Raw genomic sequence first — 16,053 nt, forward strand, 5'->3', positions numbered from 1 at the left:
CGGATCCGGATGTGGGCGTTGACACAATAACCATGAACACCAATAACATGGATACACCGACCGGGGCCGGAGCCGCGGTGGGGTCGATCCTCGCAGCGAGGCCGGGATCGTGTCTGGGAGAGGACCCGCGAATGTCGTTCGATCTGCCCGATCACCACCAGGAGCTGCGCCGGCGGGCGCAGGCGGTGGGGGAGAAGGTGCGGGACCAGGCCGGGGAGGCCGACGAGGCCCTCGACGTCCACCCGGGGATGCTGGCCGCGCTGCGGGAGAGCGGTCTCGCCGGGTTGACGGTGCCGGCCGCGCACGGCGGGGTCTCCGAGCAGGTGGACTCCCTCGCCGTCACCGTCGTCCGGGAGGCGTTCGGCGGGGTGTCGGCCCACCTGGACTCGCTGTTCGCGATGCAGGGGATCGGCAGCTACGCCCTGGCCGTCGGTGCCAGCGAGCGCATCCAGCGGGAGTGGCTGCCCCGCGTGGTCTCCCTCGACGCCATCGCCGCGCTCGGGCTCACCGAGCCCGACGTCGGGTCCGACCTCAAGTCGATCAGCACCACGGTCGTCGAGCGCGACGGCGAGCTGGTGCTGAACGGGCACAAGTCGTTCATCACCAACGCCGGCGCGGCGCACTTCTACAGCATCCTGGCCAAGGAGGGCGACGGGTACTCGCTGGTCTTCGTCCCGGCCGACACCCCCGGCGTGCGGGTGGTGCCCGGACCGGGCCTCATCGCGCCGCACATCATCGGCGAGGTGGTCCTGGAGGACGTCCGCGTGCCGCTGGACTCCCGGGTCGGCCTGCCGGGCCAGGCCTTCCCGATGGTCCTGCAGACCCTGGCGACCTTCCGGGTCTCGGTCGCCGGTTCCGCGGTCGGCCTGGCCCAGGCGGCCCTGGACGAGGCGGTCGCGCACACCACGGGCCGGGAGCAGTTCGGCAGCACGCTCGCCCGGCTCGGCCCGATGCCGCAGATGCTGGGCACCTGCTGGATGGAGATCGAGCAGGCCCGCCTGCTGACCTACGCGGCCGCCACCCGGGCCGCGGCCGACCCGATGGGCGCCCTGCACTGGTCGTCGATGGCCAAGGTCGCGGCCACCGAGACCGCCGGCCGGGTCGCCGACCGGTGCGTGCAGATGATGGGCCGCTTCGGCGTGGTCACCGGCTCGACGATCGAGCGGCTGTACCGCAACGCGCGCCCGATGCGCATCTACGAGGGCGGCAACGAGGTCCTCCTCGGCCAGCTGGCCAAGACGCTCACCCGCCCCGCGCGCGGCTGACGTCCCCCCGACCCAGAGAAAGAGGCCCCGCCATGGTCGCCGTCGGCATGCTGCTCTCCGACGTCCCCACGTCCGTCAGCCCCGCCCAGCAGTTCGCCGACGTCCGGCGGATCGTCGAGGCGGCGCAGCGGAACGGGATGACGCACATCGCCATCGGCCAGCACTTCCTCTACGGGGAGCTGCGCTGGCTGCAGCCGGTGCCGCTGCTGGCCCGGCTGGCCGCCGAGTGCGATCCGCAGACCCGGCTGGTCACCCAGATCATGATCGCCCCGCTGTACCACCCGGTGATGCTGGCCGAGGAGCTGGCGACCCTCGACGTCGTCACGGAGGGGCGGCTGATCTTCGGGGCCGGCATCGGCTACCGGCCCGAGGAGTTCGACTACCTCGGCATCCCGTTCAAGGAACGCGCGCCCCGGATGGACGAGATCATCGAGGTGGTCAAGCGGCTCTGGACCGAGGACGAGGTCACCCACTCCGGCCGGTTCTGGCAGCTCGAGGGCGTGCGCCCGCACCTGAAGCCGGTGCAGCAGCCGCACCCGCCGATCTGGATCGGGGCGCAGAGCATCGCCGGGGCCCGGCGGGCCGGCCGGATCGGCGACGCCTACCCGGTGACGCCGGAGGCGACCCCCGAGGAGATCGCCGAGCGGTTCGACGTCGTCCGGGAGGGCTTCGCCGCGCGCGGCAAGCCGTTCGGCCCCCAGCCGCTGCGTCGCAACGTCCTCGTGGCCGGCTCGCGGGAGGAGGCGATCGTCGAGTACGCCCGGGTCGCCAAGGGCAAGTACCTGAGCTACGCGCAGAAGGGCATGGCGTACGCGGGCAGCGCCGCCGACCTGGAGAAGGACTTCCTGGCGACCGTCGGCGAGCACGCCGTGCTGGGCAGCGACGCCGAGGTCATCGCCGAGCTCACCGAGCTGTGCACCCGGTTCCCGGTGGACCCGCTGCTGCTGCGGCCGCAGTGGCCGTCGATGAGCGCCGACGACACGATCGCGGCCATCGAGCGGCTGGGCAAGGAGGTCATCCCGGCCATCCGGGCGCTGCCCACCCCGCAGCCCGAGCCCGTGCCCGCCGCGCCGTCCGCCGGGGCCTGAGCGCCCGCACGTCCCACCGTCAGCAGCAGCAGTCCACCAGGAGGAGTCATGGGTCGGTTCGAGGGGAAGGTCGCGTTCGTCACCGGGGGTGCCCGGGGGCAGGGGCGTTCGCACGCGGTGCGGCTGGCCGCCGAGGGGGCCGACGTCGTCGTCGTCGACGTCGCCCGGCAGTTCGACTCGGTGCAGTACGCGATGTCGACGCCGGAGGACCTGGCCGAGACCGAGAAGATGGTGCGCGACCACGGGCGCGAGTTCCTGGGCATCGTCGGCGACGTCCGCGAGGAGGGGCAGGTCGACGCCGCCGTCGCGCAGGCGGAGGAGCGCTTCGGGCACGTCGACCTGGTCTGCGCCAACGCCGGGATCCTGCCCTCGACCGGCCCGCACGCCCAGCGGATGAGCGCCTGGCACGACACGATTGCGACCAACCTCTCCGGCGTCTTCTACACGCTGCGGGCGGTCACCCCCGGGATGGTGGAGCGGGGGAACGGCGGCGCCATCGTCATCACCGGGTCCACGTCGACCTTCCGCGGGGTCGCCTACAAGACCGAGATGCTCAACCCCGGGCACATGGCCTACGGCGCGGCCAAGGCCGGCGTCCTGGCGCTGATGCGGAACTACGCGATGGCGCTGGGGAAGCACGGCATCCGGGTCAACACCATCATCCCGGCCGGGGTGAACACGCCGATGATCGCCAACGAGTTCTTCAGCAACGACCTGCTGGCGGATGCGCCCCCCGGGTGGATGGCCAACGTGATGGAGCGCGGCCCGGTCGAGCCCGGGGACATCTCCGACGGCGTGCTCTTCCTGCTCTCCGACGAGGCGAAGTACGTGACCGGCACGGCCCTGCCGGTCGACATGGGCACGCTGCTCATCTGATGCCCGGCGGGCGGCGCCCCGTCCGGCCGGCGGAACGGAGGGGGTGGGCGCGTTCGGCGCCCGCCCCCTCCGTCGCCCGCTGTCAGCCGGCCGCGACGGCCACCCGGGGCCGGGTGCGGACGAAGCCCTCGTAGCCGTTCGCCGCGACCTCGTCGCACTTCTGCCGGTAGGCGCCCACCCCGCCGATGTAGGGCATGAACACCCGGGGCTTGCCGGGCACGTTGTCGCCCATGTACCAGGAGTTGGCCGTCGGGTACAGGGTCATGTGCCCCGCTTCGTCCACGTGCTGCGTCCAGGCGTCCTCGGCCTCGACCGTCGGCTCCATCGTGGCGAGGCCCTCGGCGCGGAGGGCGGTGATGGCGTCCGCCGTCCACACCACGTGCTGCTCGATCGAGGTCATCATGTTCGACAGCACCGACGGGCTGCCCGGGCCGGTGATGGTGAAGAGGTTCGGGAAGCCGGCCACCTGGATGCCGAGGTAGGTGCGCGGCCCGGCCGCCCACTTCTCCTTGAGCCGGACGCCGTTCCTCCCGACGATGTCGACCGCGGTCAGCGCGCCGGTCATCGCGTCGAAACCGGTGGCGAACACCAGCGCGTCGAACTCGAACTCCTCCACCGCCGTCCGGAGTCCCTTGGGCGTGATCTCCACGATCGGGTCCTTGCGCACGTCGACCAGCCGTACGTGCGGCAGGTTGAACGTCTCGTAGTAGTTCGTCCCCAGGCACGGGCGCTTGGTGCCGAACGGGTGGTCGGTGGGCTGCAGCAGCCGGGCGACCTCCGGGTCGTCGACGATCTCGGCGATCCGGTCGCGGACGAACTGCGCCGCGGTGTCGTTGGCGTCCTTGCTCGTGATCATGTCGGTGTAGCTGGTGAGCATGTCGACGAGGTTGTTGTCCTCGTCGTACCAGACGTAGGAGTACCGGGACTCGCGCTCCTCCGGGCTGACCTCGAGGGCCGACCTGGTCGGCGTGGTGCCCGCGATGCCGAACGCCGATTCACGGGCGCCCTGCCGGACCTCGTCGTAGCGGGCCTTGACCGACCGCTGGTGCTCCGGGTCGATCGGGTGGTTGCGCGCCGGCAGCACGAAGTTCGCCGTCCGCTGGAACACCGTCAGCTCGGCGGCCTGCTCGGCGATCAGCGGGATGGCCTGCACCCCGGAGGACCCGGTGCCGACCACGCCGACCCGCTGCCCGGTGAAGTCCACGCCCTCCTTCGGCCAGTGCCCGGTGTGGTACCAGCGGCCGGTGAAGGTGTCCAGCCCGGGCACCTCGGGCACCTTGGAGGCCGACAGGCAGCCGGTGGCCATGACGAGGTGCTGGGCGGACACCTGGTCACCGCGATCGGTGCGCACCATCCAGCGCTCGGACTCCTCGTCGAACACCGCCTCGGTCACCCGGGTCTCGAGCTGGATGTCGCGGCGCAGGTCGTAGCGGTCGGCGACGTGGTTGATGTAGCGGAGCAGCTCGTCCTGCGGGGGGTACTTCTCCGTCCACTCCCACTCCTGCTCCAGTGCAGGGTCGAAGGAGTAGCTGTAGTCCATGCTCTTCACGTCGACGCGGGCTCCGGGGTAGCGGTTCCAGAACCACGTCCCGCCGACGCCGTCGCCGGCCTCGAAGACCTGGACCGTCAGGCCGCGGCCGCGCAGCTCGTGCAGCAGGTACAGGCCGGAGAGCCCGGCACCCACCACCACCGCGTCGACGGATCGCTCGTTCGTGCCCCCGGCCGGAGCCGGTCGTGCTGCTGTCTGGGTCATCGGGGTTCCTCTCCCCTCGGAGGGCCCGGGGCGGACGACGTCGCCCGCACCCGGGTGATCGGTCGGTTCAGGCGGTCCGGGCGGTGAGCTGGCGGTCGACGGCCTGCGCGACGTAGTCGATCCCGGCGGCACTCCCCGGGAGCACGTTGACCATCGTGAAGAAGCCGTGCATCTGGCCCTCGAAGCGGCGGGATTCCACCGGCACCCCGGCGGCGCGCAGCGCCTCGGCGTACTCCTCGCCCTCCTGGCGGAGCACGTCGTGCTCAGCGGTCAGGACGACGGCCGGCGGCAGGCCGGAGAGGTCGCCGGCCTTGGACGGGCAGGCGTCGGGGTTCTGCCGCATCGCGTGCTCGGGGGCGTAGAGGTCCCAGAACCACACCATCGACTCCCGGCTGAGCATGAGCTGGTTGGCCGGGTCGCGGTAGGAGTCGTTGTCCAGGTCGCAGTCGGTGACCGGGTACACGAGGACCTGCATCGCGATGTCGGGGCCGCCGGCGTCGCGGGCCTTCAGCGCCACGATCGCCGCCAGGTTGCCGCCCGCGCTGTCCCCGGCGACGATCAGCGGCACGCGCGATCCCGCGATCTCCTCCAGGTGGGCGTCGACCCACTGGACGCCTGCCCAGGCGTCGTCCGCCGCAGCGGGGTAGGGGTGCTCCGGTGCCATCCGGTAGTCGACGAGGACGACCGCGCAGCCGGTGCGCTCGGCGAGCTGCCGGCCGAGGGTCTCGAACTCCGGCAGGGCCCCGATCACCCAGCCGCCGCCGTGGAGGTAGACGAGCACGCCGCGGGGCCGCTCGACGGGCACGAGCACCTGGAGGGGGATCGCGGTCCCGCCCGGCCCGGGTGCGGTGGTCAGTTCCGCACGGTGCATCTCCGGCCCGGGGCCGTACATCTCGCCCAGTGCGGCCGTGAGCCCGCGCGCCTCCTGGGGCGTCATCTCGTGCAGTGGCTTGGTGCCGCTCTCGGCCAGCTGGGTGAGCAAGGCCGTCGTCGCTTCGTCCAACGCCATGGGTTCCGCCTTCCGCCGGATCGCCGGGCGGCCACACTGCCGACCGGCTGTGATGGAGGCCACAAACTAGGCACATCATCTGCAGGGACACAAGGCCCGACCGGGGTGTCGGACGGAGCCCGATCGGCCAGATGCTGACGGACGGTGACGAGATGCGCCCCCAGCGTGAGACCTGTCCGGCGATCCGCGCAGTCAGGCACAAATCATGCGAACGATTAGCACGGACCCTGTTCTGGGCGACGAGTTGTGAATAGCGTCACGCCCACGCCGCCGGTCCCAAGGGGTCGTCGGTGCCGCACCGCCACACGCAGCCGGGGCGTATCCGCGCGCCCGGCCCCTAGGCGAAGGAGTCGTTCGTGAAGACCGTCGGAGCACTGCTGTGGGAGCCCGGGACCCGATCGGGGTGGAGTGTCGAGGAGATCGAGCTCGACCCGCCCAAGCGCCGCGAGGTCATGGTGAAGCTGACCTCCTCGGGCATCTGCCACAGCGACGACCACGTCGACACCGGTGACATCCCGTTGGACTGGGGGCCGATCATCGGTGGCCACGAGGGCGCCGGCGTGGTCACCGAGGTGGGTCCGGAGGTCACCGGGATCCAGGAGGGCGACCACGTCGTCCTGTCCTTCCTGCCCTCCTGTGGCAAGTGCCGGATGTGCATCGCCGGCCACGCCAACATGTGCGAGCTCGGCGCCGGGGTGCTGGCGGGCACGGCGCCCGACGGCACCCACCGCATCCACGCCCGCGGAAAGGGCGTCGGCCCGTTCAGCTACCTCGGCACCTTCGCGCCGTACGCCGTCGTCCCGGTCGACTCGGTCGTGAAGATCGATCCCGCGATGCCGCTGATGCAGGCGTCGCTGATCGGCTGCGGCGTCCCCACCGGGTGGGGTTCGGCGGTCTACGCCGCCGAGATCGAGCTGGGTGACACCGTCGTGGTGCTCGGGACGGGCGGCGTGGGGATGAACGCGGTGCAGGGCGCCGTGCACCGCGGCGCACGGAACATCGTGACGGTCGACCCCGTCGCCTCCAAGCGCGACCTGGCGAAGACCTTCGGCGCCACCCACTCGGTCGCCTCGTTCGAGGAGGTCACGCCCCTCGTCGCCCAGCTGACCAACGGTCAGGGCGCCGACCGCGTGATCATCACCGTCGGCGTGGCGCACGGCGAGATCGTGGAGCAGGCCAACCAGCTCACCCGGCGCGGCGGCGTCATCGTGCTGACCTCGGCCGCGCCCGTGCTCCAGGCCTCGGTGGACTTCAACCTGTTCACCTTCGCGATGTCGGGCAAGCGGCTCCAGGGCACCCTCTACGGCTCGACCCGCTCCCAGCTCGACGTCCCGCGCATCGTCGACATGTACCAGCGCGGGGAGTTCAAGCTCGACGAGCTGATCACGAAGACGTACAAGCTCGAGGACATCAACGAGGCCTTCGCCGACATGCGCGACGGCACCAACGTCCGCGGCGTCATCGTCTTCGACGACTGAGGGGTCGACGTGACCATCGACACCGGCACCCCGGCCGTGACCGCGGACGTGCTGGAGATCCAGCGGATCACCCACCTCTACGCCCGGGGGCTGGACCGGTTCGACCCGGAGGAGGCGCTGTCGGCCTTCACCGACGACGCGGTGTGGGACGCCTCGCCGGTCGGGCTCGAGCGGCTCGAGGGTCGCGACGCGATCCGCGCGTTCTTCGAGCGCGACGCGGCGGCGATCGCCGACCAGTTCCACGTCATCACCAACCACGTCGTCGACGTCGACGCGGACGGCGGCACCGCCCACGGGACGAACTACGTCTTCTCCGAGGGGCACACCCGCAGCGGGGCCTCGTTCCGCGCCATCGCGCTCAACGAGGACGTCTACCGGCGCACCCCCGGCGGCTGGCGGATCGCCGCACGGCGCATCTCCGCCCTGACGCCGCCGGAGATGGAGGGCTTCGATGCCTGACGCGATCGGCCGGCACCCGAACACCCCTTCCGCGACCACGCACACGAGAGGACGAGCAGCATGAGCAGCGCAGTACAGGAGCACACCGCCAGCGGGGTCCGCTCGTTCGAGCAGCTCTTCATCGGCGGGCACTGGGTGCAGCCGGCCACCGACGAGCGGATCGAGGTGATCTCGCCGATCACCGAGGAGGTCCTCGCCTCCGTGCCGGCGGCGAGCCCGGCCGACATGGACGCCGCGGTGGCCGCGGCCAGGAAGGCCTTCGACGAGGGGCCGTGGCCGCGGATGTCGCCGGCCGAGCGATCGGCCGCCCTGCGCCGCGTCGCCGAGGAGGTGGGCAAGCGGATCCCGGCGATGGAGGCCTCGTTCACCGCCGAGATCGGCGCCCCTGCGGTCATCAGCCAGGCCTTCCACGCCAACGCCACCGCCATCTGGGACGACGCCGCCACGCTCGCGGGGACCATCGTCCTGGAGGAGCAGCGCGGCCTGCCCGGGGGCGGGACGGCGACGCTCGTCCGTGAGCCGGTGGGCGTCGCGGCGGTCATCATCCCGTGGAACGGTCCGGTCGCCACGGCGTCGCTGAAGATCGCGCCCGCGCTGGCCGCCGGCTGCACCGTCGTCCTGAAGCCCGCCCCGGAGGGCCCGGTCTCGGTGCTGCTCCTGGCGGAGGCGCTGGAGGCCGCGGGGCTGCCCGACGGCGTGATCAGCGTCCTGCCCGGTGGTCGGGAGGTCGGCGAGCACCTCGTCCGGCATCCCGACGTCGACAAGGTGTCGTTCACCGGCTCCACGGCGGCGGGACGGCGGGTGATGCAGTTGTGCGGCGAGCGCATCGCGCGGGTCACCCTGGAGCTCGGTGGGAAGTCCGCGGCGATCGTGCTGCCCGACGCCGACATGGCGTCGGTGGCCCAGACGGTGACGTTCGCCGGCATCGGGAACTCCGGCCAGGTGTGCGCCGCCCTGACCCGGCTGGTGGTCCCCCGGGACCGGCAGGACGAGGTGGTCGAGGGCGTCCGGGCGGTCATGGAGTCGATCAAGGTCGGCGACCCCCGTGAGGAGGGCGTGATGATCGGGCCGCTCGCCGCGGAGCGTCAGCGCGAGCGGGTCGAGGGCTACATCAGCACGGGCATCGAGGAGGGCGCCCGTCTGGTCACCGGCGGCGGCCGCCCCGAGGGCCTCGACACGGGCTGGTACGTGCAGCCCACGCTGTTCGCCGACGTCGACAACTCCATGCGGATCGCCCAGGAGGAGATCTTCGGGCCGGTGATCGTGGTGATCCCCTACGACACCGTCGACGACGCCGTGCGGATCGCCAACGACAGCCAGTACGGGCTGTCCGGTGCGGTCTTCACCGCCGACCCGGCCGCGGGTGAGTCCGTCGCGCGGCGGGTGCGCACCGGGCAGATCTACGTCAACGACTGGGGCATGTGCGTGACGCAGCCGTTCGGCGGCTTCAAGCAGTCGGGGCTGGGACGTGAGGGTGGCGTCGAGGGCATCAGCGCCTTCCTCGAGACCAAGCTGATCCAGGGCATCTGACCTCGGTCGCGGCTCCGGTCCCCGCCGATCGGGCGGGGGCCGGAGCCGCGTCGTGTCCGGGGCCGACCGCGTGCACCGGGGGCCGGTGCCGTCGTCCGCGCCTCGCTCGCCGGCCCCGACCGGGCCTCGATCACGACCCGGATGCGATCCGTCGCCCGACCCTGGACAGCCGATGTGATGGCCGTTACTGTCCTGCGAAACCTGCACATCATTACAAGCCTTCGGAGGATTCCATGAGCGACCGAGTGGGAACGGGCCGCCGCAAGGCCCTCACCGGGGCCGGTGCGCTGCTGCTGGCCGTCGGTCTGGCTGCCTGCAGTTCGCCCGCGGGCGGCGGTTCGGAAGCCTCCGGCGGTGGTGGTGGTGGTGGTGGTGGTGGTGAGGGGCTGCCGGAGACCGTCCAGGTCATGAACATCCGGGCGCTGACCGGCCCGGTGTCCTTCGCCGGCCTGGCCGCCCAGCAGGGCATCGACCTGGCACTCGCGGAGATCGAGGCCGAGGGCCTGCTCGGGGACACCACGCTGGAGGTGGACACCCGCGACAGCGCCGCCAGCGCGCAGGAGGCCGCGAGCTTCGCCAGCCAGGCGGCGGCGGACAGCTCGTACGTGGCGATCCTGGGGCCGGAGGCGAGCGCGCAGGCCACGGCGGTCTCGCCGATCGCGCAGAGCGCCGGCATCCCGGTGGTGTACGTGCAGGCCGGCAGCGAGGGCGTGCTCACCGGTGACTACACCTTCCGGATGACCCCGCCCGCCGAGTCCTACTTCGAGATCGTCGGGGACTACCTGGAGGAGCAGGGCGTCGCGACGGCGTCGGTGCTCATCAACACCGGCAACCCGACCCTGGTCCAGCTGGGCGAGGACACCGTGCCGGCGCTCGGCGAGCAGCACGGGTTCGAGATCGTCAGCTCCGCCGGGGTCGAGGTCACCGCGCAGGACTTCACCACGCCCGCCTCGCAGATCGCCGGGGAGAACCCCGATGCCGCGTTCCTGATGGTCCAGGGCCCGCAGGCCCCGGTGTCCATCACCCAGCTGCGCCAGGCGGGCTTCGACGGCGAGGTCGTCGGGATGAGCGCCATGGGCGCCGGCAACCTCCGGTCCGCCGGTGACGGCGCCGCGGGCGCGGTCTGGCCGACGAACTTCAACGCCGGGCAGGACGTCGAGAGCTCGCAGGAGTTCGTGACGGCGTTCGAGGCGGAGTACGGCGAGACGCCGACCAACTACTCCGCCGAGGCCTACGACGCGATGTGGTTCATCGCCCGCGCGATCGCCGAGGCCGGCAGCGCCGACCGCGCGGCCGTGCAGGAGGCGATGGCCGCGCTGGCCGAGGAGGGGTTCGACGGGGCCCAGGGCCCGATCACCTTCGACGGCAACGACGCCCGCGTCCCGGGCACGCTCGTCCGCTGGGACGGCGCGCAGGAGGTCCCGTTCGAGGTCGGCGGCAACTGATGACGTCGGTTCCCGGTGCCGGTCGGGTCCGCCCGGCCGGCACCGGCCCGGCCGGAAGGAGCTGACGTGGCGCAGGACGTGCTGAACGCCCTCACCCTGGGCTCGCTCTACCTGCTCTTCGCGCTGGGCATGAGCCTGGCGTGGGGCACCATCGGGATCCTGAACTTCGCCCACGGGTCGATCTTCATGTTCTCCGCCTTCACCGCCCACCTGATCGTCCGCGAGGTGGCGCTGCCGATCCCCGCGATGATCCTGATCGGCGTGCTCGTGGGTGGGGCGCTCTCCGTGCTGCTGCAGGTGCTGGCCTTCGAGCCGATCCAGCGCCGGGCGAGCGACCACCGCAAGGCCGAGCTGCAGATCCTGGTCGGCGGTATCGGCATCGCGATCATCCCGCTGGCGATCGCCCAGCACCTGACCAAGAGCGTGCCCTTCGGCTACTCGGCCGGCACCTTCTCGGTCACCACCTACGACCTCGGCTTCGTCCGCGTCTCCAACATCCAGCTGGTGATCCTGGTGGCGGCCTTCGGGCTCGCCGCGCTGATCGGCTGGTGGCTGCACGCGGCCCGGCCCGGGCTGGCGCTGCGCGCGATCGGCGTCGACTCCGAGGTGGCGAGCATGATGGGCGTCGACCGGCGCCGGCTCGCGCTGCTCACCATGGCCGTCGCCGGTGGGCTGGCCGGCCTGGCCGGCGTCCTGCTCACCTTCTACCTCGGCTCGATCGCGCCGGAGACCGGTGACGCGTTCCTGCTCAAGGCGTTCGCCGCGATCATCCTGGGCGGGGTCGGGAGCATCGCCGGCGTCGTCGTCGGTGCCCTCGTCCTGGCCGGGATCGAGACGTTCGTGCTCGTGGCCACCGATGGCTCGTGGGCGCCGGCCATCGCCTTCGGGCTCATCTTCTTCATGCTGCTGGTCCGGCCGCGTGGGCTCTTCGGCCGCCAGGAGGTGCGGCGCACATGAGCAGTTGGTACCTCTCGCACGAGATCCTCATCCAGTCGATGTTCATCAGCCTGCTGCTGGCGCTGTCGATCCAGGTGCCGCTGCGGGCCGGGGTGTTCTCCTTCGCCGGCATCGGCAGCTACGCCATCGGCGCCTACACGGCGGCGATCATCACCATCCGGTACCAGGTGCCCGGGATCGTCGCGATCGGCGCCGGGGTCATCCTGGCCGCGGTCGTGGGCTACCTGCTGGCACTGCTCGTCGCCCGGCTCGGGGGCCTCTACCTCGGCATGGCCACCATCTCCTTCGCGCTCTTCCTGGGCGTGGTGGCGACCAACGGCGGCGACCTCACCGGCGGCGCGACCGGCCTGTACGGGGCGCTCAGCACCGTGACGACGGGGCACCTGGTCGCGGTGACCGTCGTGGTGGTCCTGCTCCTGGCGGCCAACGAGCGGGGTGTCCTCGGCCGCCGCGTCGACGCCGTGCGCGAGGACCCGCAGCTGGCGGTCTCCCTCGGCGTCGACGTGGTGCGCGCGCGGCGCACCGTCTTCGTGGTCAGCGGCGCGCTCGGCGCGCTGGCCGGGGGCATGAACAGCCTGCTGCGGACGACGGTGTCCCCGGAGACCGTCGGCTTCCACCTGGTGGTCACGGCGCTCACGATGATCATCGTCGGCGGCACGCTGTCGTGGGCCGGCGCCGCGATCGGCGCGGTCATCTTCACCTGGCTGCCCACGGTGCTGGCGTTCGTGGGCGAGTGGCAGCTGCTGGTCTACGGCCTGCTGGTCGCGATCGCCGCCGTCTACGTGCCCACCGGCCTGCTCGGGCTCCTCCAGCTCGGCTGGCGGCGGCTGCGCTCCCGCGGCCGGCCACCGGCCGAGGCGGCCGGGGCCTTCGGGACGCCGGCCGGGGACGACCGGTCGCTCGCCGGCCTGACGACGACGGAGGCCCGGCCATGACCGCCACCGGACCGCACGCGGGCGCCACGGCCGCCGGGCACCCGGCCACCACCGCCGTGCTCGAGGCCCGTGACGTCGCCGTCCACTACGGCGGCATCAAGGCCGTGGACGGCCTGGACATGACCCTGACCAGCGGCCAGATCCTCGGCATCCTGGGCCCGAACGGCTCGGGCAAGAGCACGCTGCTGGGGGCGGTGACCCGGCTGACCCCCCTCACCCGCGGCCGGCTGCTGCTCGACGGGCGGGACTACACCGGCTCGCCGCCGTCGCGGCTGGCCCGGCAGGGCATCGCCCGCACCTTCCAGACGGTCCGGCTGCTGCCCGACCTGACCGTGCTGGAGAACATCCAGCTGGGGGCGGACCTGCACCTCGACCGCGGCACGAAGCTGCGCGGCCTGCTGCGGCGCGTCGTGCCGTCGCAGGTCACCGAGGCCGTCGAGCGCACGGGCCTGGGCGACCTGCTCGGCCTGTTCCCCGGCGAGCTCTCCTACGGGATGGCCCGCCGCGTGGAGATCGCGCGGGCGCTGGCGGCGCAGCCGCGGGTGCTCATGCTCGACGAGCCCACGGCCGGCATGAACCAGCCCGAGCGGCTCGAGGTCGCCGAGCTGCTGCGCCGGCTGCGGGACGAGGGGCTGACCCAGCTCCTGGTCGAGCACGACGTCCAGATGATGGTGGACACCTGCGACCGCCTGCTCGCGATGAACCAGGGGCTGCCGATCGCCGAGGGCCGACCGGCCGACGTCGTCCGCGAGCCCGCCGTGCAGGAGGCCTACCTGGGAAAGAGGTGGAACCGTGCTGGAGATCGCTGACCTGCACGTCCGGTACGCGACCGCCGAGGCGGTCCGGGGCGTGGACCTCTCGGCCGCGCCGGGCCGGGTCACCCTGGTGCTCGGCGCCAACGGGGCGGGCAAGTCCAGCTCGCTCCGGGCGGCGGCCGGGCTGGTGCCCGTCCACGCCGGCCGGGTCACCCTCGACGGCCGGGACGTCACCGGCCGCGCGCCGCACAAGATCGTGCGGGAGGGCATGGTCCTCGTCCCGGAGGGCCGGCGGGTGTTCGCGCCGCTCAGCGTGGAGGAGAACCTGGTCCTCGGCGGCTACACGGCCTCGCGGGAGAAGGCCGCGGAGGTGCTCGAGCAGGTCTACGAGATGTTCCCGATCCTGCGGGAGCGCAGCGGTGGGCCGGCCGGCCTGCTCTCCGGTGGCGAGCAGCAGATGCTCGCCTTCGGCCGAGCGCTGATGAGCTCGCCCCGGGTGATGATGCTCGACGAGCCGTCGATGGGGCTGGCGCCCGCGCTGGTGGAGTCGGTGCTCGGTGCGGTGCGCGGGATCGCCGACTCAGGCATCGCCGTCCTGCTGGTCGAGCAGAACGCCGAGATGGGCCTCGAGGTCGCCGACGACGTGGTCGCGATGGCCCGGGGTGAGGTCGTGTTCAGCGGGCCGGCGGACGAGGCGCGGTCCAACGCGTCGGTGCTCCGGGCCTTCCTCGGTGAGGCCGCGCTCGCGGACTGACGGCGCATCCCGGGTCTGGTCGAGGAACCCTAATCATGATTATATTGGTCCATCCGAACGAGACACCTCGGCAGGGGAGACATGCGGACCTACACGGACCTGGTGCCGGCCTTCGCGGACCAGGCTGACTGGACCCTCGCGACGGTGCTGCGGCACCACGCGGCCCACCGCCCGGACGCGGTCTTCCTCGACCTGCCGGAGGAGGAGCTGACCCTCACCTACGCGGAGTGCCTCACCCAGGCCGAGTCCGTCGCCGACCGGCTGGCCGAGGCCGGCGCCGCGCCGGGGGACCGCGTCCTGGTCATGGCCGCGAACTCATCGCAGTTCCTGCGCACCTGGCTCGGGACCGGCGTCGGGGGCACCATCGAGGTGCCGATCAACACCGCCTACGAGGGCGTCTTCCTCGAGCACCAGATGGTGGTCGCCGGCCCGCGGTGGGCCGTCATCGACGACGTGCAGGCGGCCAAGTTCGTCGCCGTCGCCGGCGCCGCGAAGGTCATCGAGAAGTTCTGGGTCGTCGACACCGGCCACCGGGACGCGGCGCTCGAGGTCCTGCGCGCGGCCGGCTGGGCCGCCGCCCCGTGGGAGGAGCTCTCCGCCGGTGCCCGCCCCGGCGCGGCGTTCAGCACCCCGCCACCGCACGCGCAGGCATCGATCTTCTTCACCTCCGGCACCACCGGCCCGTCCAAGGGCGTCGCGATGCCGCACGCGCAGATGTACTTCTTCGGCCAGGAGGTCGTCAGCCTGCAGCGGCTGACCCCCGACGACGTCTACTTCACCTGCACCCCGCTCTTCCACGGCAACGCGCAGTTCATGGCTGCCTACCCGGCGCTGATCGCCGGCGCCCGCCTGGTCTGCCGGCCGAAGTTCAGCGCCAGCCGCTGGGTCGAGCACCTGCGGGTCTCCGGTGTCACCGCCACCAACCTCATCGGCGTGATGATGGACTTCGTCTGGAAGCAGCCGGCCCGGCAGGACGACGCCGACAACGTGCTGCGCACCGTCTTCGCGGCGCCCACCGCGAGCTCGATCGTCGCCGGCTTCAAGGCGCGGTTCGGCATCGAGGCGTTCACCGAGGTCTTCGGCCTCACCGAGACCAGCGCGCCGATCCTCTCGCCCTACGGCGAGGACCGTCCCGCCGGCGCCGCCGGCCTGCAGGCCGCCGACTGGTTCGACGTCCGGCTGGTGGACCCGGAGACCGACCGCGAGGTCCCGGTCGGCGAGGTCGGCGAGCTGGTCGTGCGCCCGAAGCACCCGTGGACCTGCTCGATGGGCTACTTCGGGATGCCGGAGAAGACCGCCGAGGCGTGGCGGAACCTGTGGTTCCACACCGGCGACGCGCTGCGCCGGGACGCCGAGGGCTGGTACTACTTCGTCGACCGGTACAAGGACGCGCTGCGCCGCCGGGGCGAGAACATCAGCTCCTACGAGGTCGAGCAGGGGCTGCTGTCGCACCCGGCGGTCCTCGAGGTCGCCGTCATCGGCGTCGCCGCGGAGTCCGAGGCGGGCGAGGACGAGGTCATGGCCTACGTCGTCGCGTCGGCGCCGGTCGAGGCCCGCGAGCTCTGGGACTGGTGCGAGGGCCGGGTGCCCGGCTTCGCGATCCCGCGCTACATCCGCCTCGTGGACGCGCTGCCCAAGACCCCCTCCGAGAAGGTGCAGAAGGCGCAGCTGCGCGACCTCGGCATCACCCCCGACACCGCCGACCGCCTGGCCGCAGCGGCTGCTGCCGGCGCCCGCTGAGAGAGGCGT

At 72.2% G+C, this 16,053-nt stretch carries 14 protein-coding genes; 12 read left to right on the plus strand and 2 right to left on the minus strand.

Translation table 11 applies throughout. The annotated features are described in order from the left end of the window. The first annotated feature begins 131 nt into the window (after nucleotides 1-131). The 3 genes from ACI79T_RS17210 to ACI79T_RS17220 are packed head-to-tail and all read left to right on the plus strand — an operon-like array spanning nucleotide 132 to nucleotide 3,229. Nucleotides 132-1,265, plus strand: a complete 1,134-nt coding sequence (locus tag ACI79T_RS17210; RefSeq protein ID WP_456611307.1) for an acyl-CoA dehydrogenase family protein — start codon at nucleotides 132-134, stop codon at nucleotides 1,263-1,265. 32 nt (nucleotides 1,266-1,297) lie between these two features. Then, on the plus strand, nucleotides 1,298-2,353 hold the full coding sequence (locus tag ACI79T_RS17215; RefSeq protein ID WP_456611308.1) for an LLM class flavin-dependent oxidoreductase: 1,056 nt from the start codon (nucleotides 1,298-1,300) through the stop codon (nucleotides 2,351-2,353). 48 nt (nucleotides 2,354-2,401) lie between these two features. Next, nucleotides 2,402-3,229: a mycofactocin-coupled SDR family oxidoreductase gene (locus ACI79T_RS17220; protein ID WP_456611309.1), complete on the plus strand. Its 828-nt coding sequence runs from the start codon at nucleotides 2,402-2,404 to the stop codon at nucleotides 3,227-3,229. Nucleotides 3,230-3,311: 82 nt separating this feature from the next. Here the strand turns inward: ACI79T_RS17220 and ACI79T_RS17225 are convergent, their stop codons facing one another. Together ACI79T_RS17225 and ACI79T_RS17230 are read right to left on the minus strand one after the other, a co-directional pair. After that, a complete protein-coding gene (locus ACI79T_RS17225) occupies nucleotides 3,312-4,982 on the minus strand; it encodes a flavin-containing monooxygenase (protein WP_456611310.1) in 1,671 nt (556 codons plus the stop codon). Between the two features lie 67 nt (nucleotides 4,983-5,049). After that, nucleotides 5,050-5,991, minus strand: coding sequence for an alpha/beta hydrolase (locus tag ACI79T_RS17230; protein ID WP_456611311.1), 942 nt, complete (start codon nucleotides 5,989-5,991; stop codon nucleotides 5,050-5,052). A gap of 356 nt (nucleotides 5,992-6,347) precedes the next feature. Between ACI79T_RS17230 and ACI79T_RS17235 the strand changes: the two genes are divergently transcribed. From ACI79T_RS17235 to ACI79T_RS17275, 9 genes are all read left to right on the plus strand, one after another. After that, on the plus strand, nucleotides 6,348-7,469 hold the full coding sequence (locus ACI79T_RS17235; RefSeq protein ID WP_456611312.1) for an NDMA-dependent alcohol dehydrogenase: 1,122 nt from the start codon (nucleotides 6,348-6,350) through the stop codon (nucleotides 7,467-7,469). Between the two features lie 9 nt (nucleotides 7,470-7,478). Then, on the plus strand, nucleotides 7,479-7,928 hold the full coding sequence (locus ACI79T_RS17240) for a nuclear transport factor 2 family protein (RefSeq protein WP_456611313.1): 450 nt from the start codon (nucleotides 7,479-7,481) through the stop codon (nucleotides 7,926-7,928). A gap of 60 nt (nucleotides 7,929-7,988) precedes the next feature. Beyond that, nucleotides 7,989-9,458, plus strand: coding sequence for an aldehyde dehydrogenase (locus tag ACI79T_RS17245; RefSeq protein WP_456611314.1), 1,470 nt, complete (start codon nucleotides 7,989-7,991; stop codon nucleotides 9,456-9,458). 233 nt (nucleotides 9,459-9,691) lie between these two features. Beyond that, on the plus strand, nucleotides 9,692-10,903 hold the full coding sequence (locus ACI79T_RS17250; RefSeq protein ID WP_456611315.1) for an ABC transporter substrate-binding protein: 1,212 nt from the start codon (nucleotides 9,692-9,694) through the stop codon (nucleotides 10,901-10,903). A gap of 66 nt (nucleotides 10,904-10,969) precedes the next feature. Beyond that, the gene (locus ACI79T_RS17255; protein WP_456611316.1) at nucleotides 10,970-11,860 is read left to right on the plus strand and encodes a branched-chain amino acid ABC transporter permease; all 891 of its coding nucleotides are present in this window, start codon (nucleotides 10,970-10,972) and stop codon (nucleotides 11,858-11,860) included. After that, nucleotides 11,857-12,795 (plus strand): branched-chain amino acid ABC transporter permease, encoded by a 939-nt coding sequence (locus ACI79T_RS17260; RefSeq protein WP_456611317.1) that lies wholly within the window; start codon nucleotides 11,857-11,859, stop codon nucleotides 12,793-12,795. Before ACI79T_RS17255 ends, ACI79T_RS17260 begins: the two co-directional genes overlap by 4 nt. Further along, complete coding sequence (locus ACI79T_RS17265; protein WP_456611318.1) at nucleotides 12,792-13,604, plus strand: ABC transporter ATP-binding protein; 813 nt, start codon at nucleotides 12,792-12,794, stop codon at nucleotides 13,602-13,604. The genes ACI79T_RS17260 and ACI79T_RS17265 overlap by 4 nt, the downstream gene beginning before the upstream one ends. Next, nucleotides 13,588-14,304 (plus strand): ABC transporter ATP-binding protein, encoded by a 717-nt coding sequence (locus ACI79T_RS17270; protein ID WP_456611319.1) that lies wholly within the window; start codon nucleotides 13,588-13,590, stop codon nucleotides 14,302-14,304. The genes ACI79T_RS17265 and ACI79T_RS17270 overlap by 17 nt, the downstream gene beginning before the upstream one ends. An 81-nt stretch (nucleotides 14,305-14,385) precedes the next feature. Then, nucleotides 14,386-16,044: an AMP-binding protein gene (locus tag ACI79T_RS17275; RefSeq protein ID WP_456611320.1), complete on the plus strand. Its 1,659-nt coding sequence runs from the start codon at nucleotides 14,386-14,388 to the stop codon at nucleotides 16,042-16,044. Nucleotides 16,045-16,053 lie beyond the last annotated feature (9 nt).

Source organism: Blastococcus sp. SYSU DS0619, from assembly GCF_054051035.1.

What these genes read in the sequence shown, in the direction of transcription:
- ACI79T_RS17210 (WP_456611307.1), top strand. Translation starts at nt 132, where the DNA reads ATGTCGTTCGATCTGCCCGATCACCACCAGGAGCTGCGCCGGCGGGCG.
- ACI79T_RS17215 (WP_456611308.1), top strand. Translation starts at nt 1,298, where the DNA reads ATGGTCGCCGTCGGCATGCTGCTCTCCGACGTCCCCACGTCCGTCAGC.
- ACI79T_RS17220 (WP_456611309.1), top strand. Translation starts at nt 2,402, where the DNA reads ATGGGTCGGTTCGAGGGGAAGGTCGCGTTCGTCACCGGGGGTGCCCGG.
- ACI79T_RS17225 (WP_456611310.1), bottom strand. Translation starts at nt 4,982, where the DNA reads ATGACCCAGACAGCAGCACGACCGGCTCCGGCCGGGGGCACGAACGAG.
- ACI79T_RS17230 (WP_456611311.1), bottom strand. Translation starts at nt 5,991, where the DNA reads ATGGCGTTGGACGAAGCGACGACGGCCTTGCTCACCCAGCTGGCCGAG.
- ACI79T_RS17245 (WP_456611314.1), top strand. Translation starts at nt 7,989, where the DNA reads ATGAGCAGCGCAGTACAGGAGCACACCGCCAGCGGGGTCCGCTCGTTC.
- ACI79T_RS17250 (WP_456611315.1), top strand. Translation starts at nt 9,692, where the DNA reads ATGAGCGACCGAGTGGGAACGGGCCGCCGCAAGGCCCTCACCGGGGCC.
- ACI79T_RS17260 (WP_456611317.1), top strand. Translation starts at nt 11,857, where the DNA reads ATGAGCAGTTGGTACCTCTCGCACGAGATCCTCATCCAGTCGATGTTC.
- ACI79T_RS17265 (WP_456611318.1), top strand. Translation starts at nt 12,792, where the DNA reads ATGACCGCCACCGGACCGCACGCGGGCGCCACGGCCGCCGGGCACCCG.
- ACI79T_RS17275 (WP_456611320.1), top strand. Translation starts at nt 14,386, where the DNA reads ATGCGGACCTACACGGACCTGGTGCCGGCCTTCGCGGACCAGGCTGAC.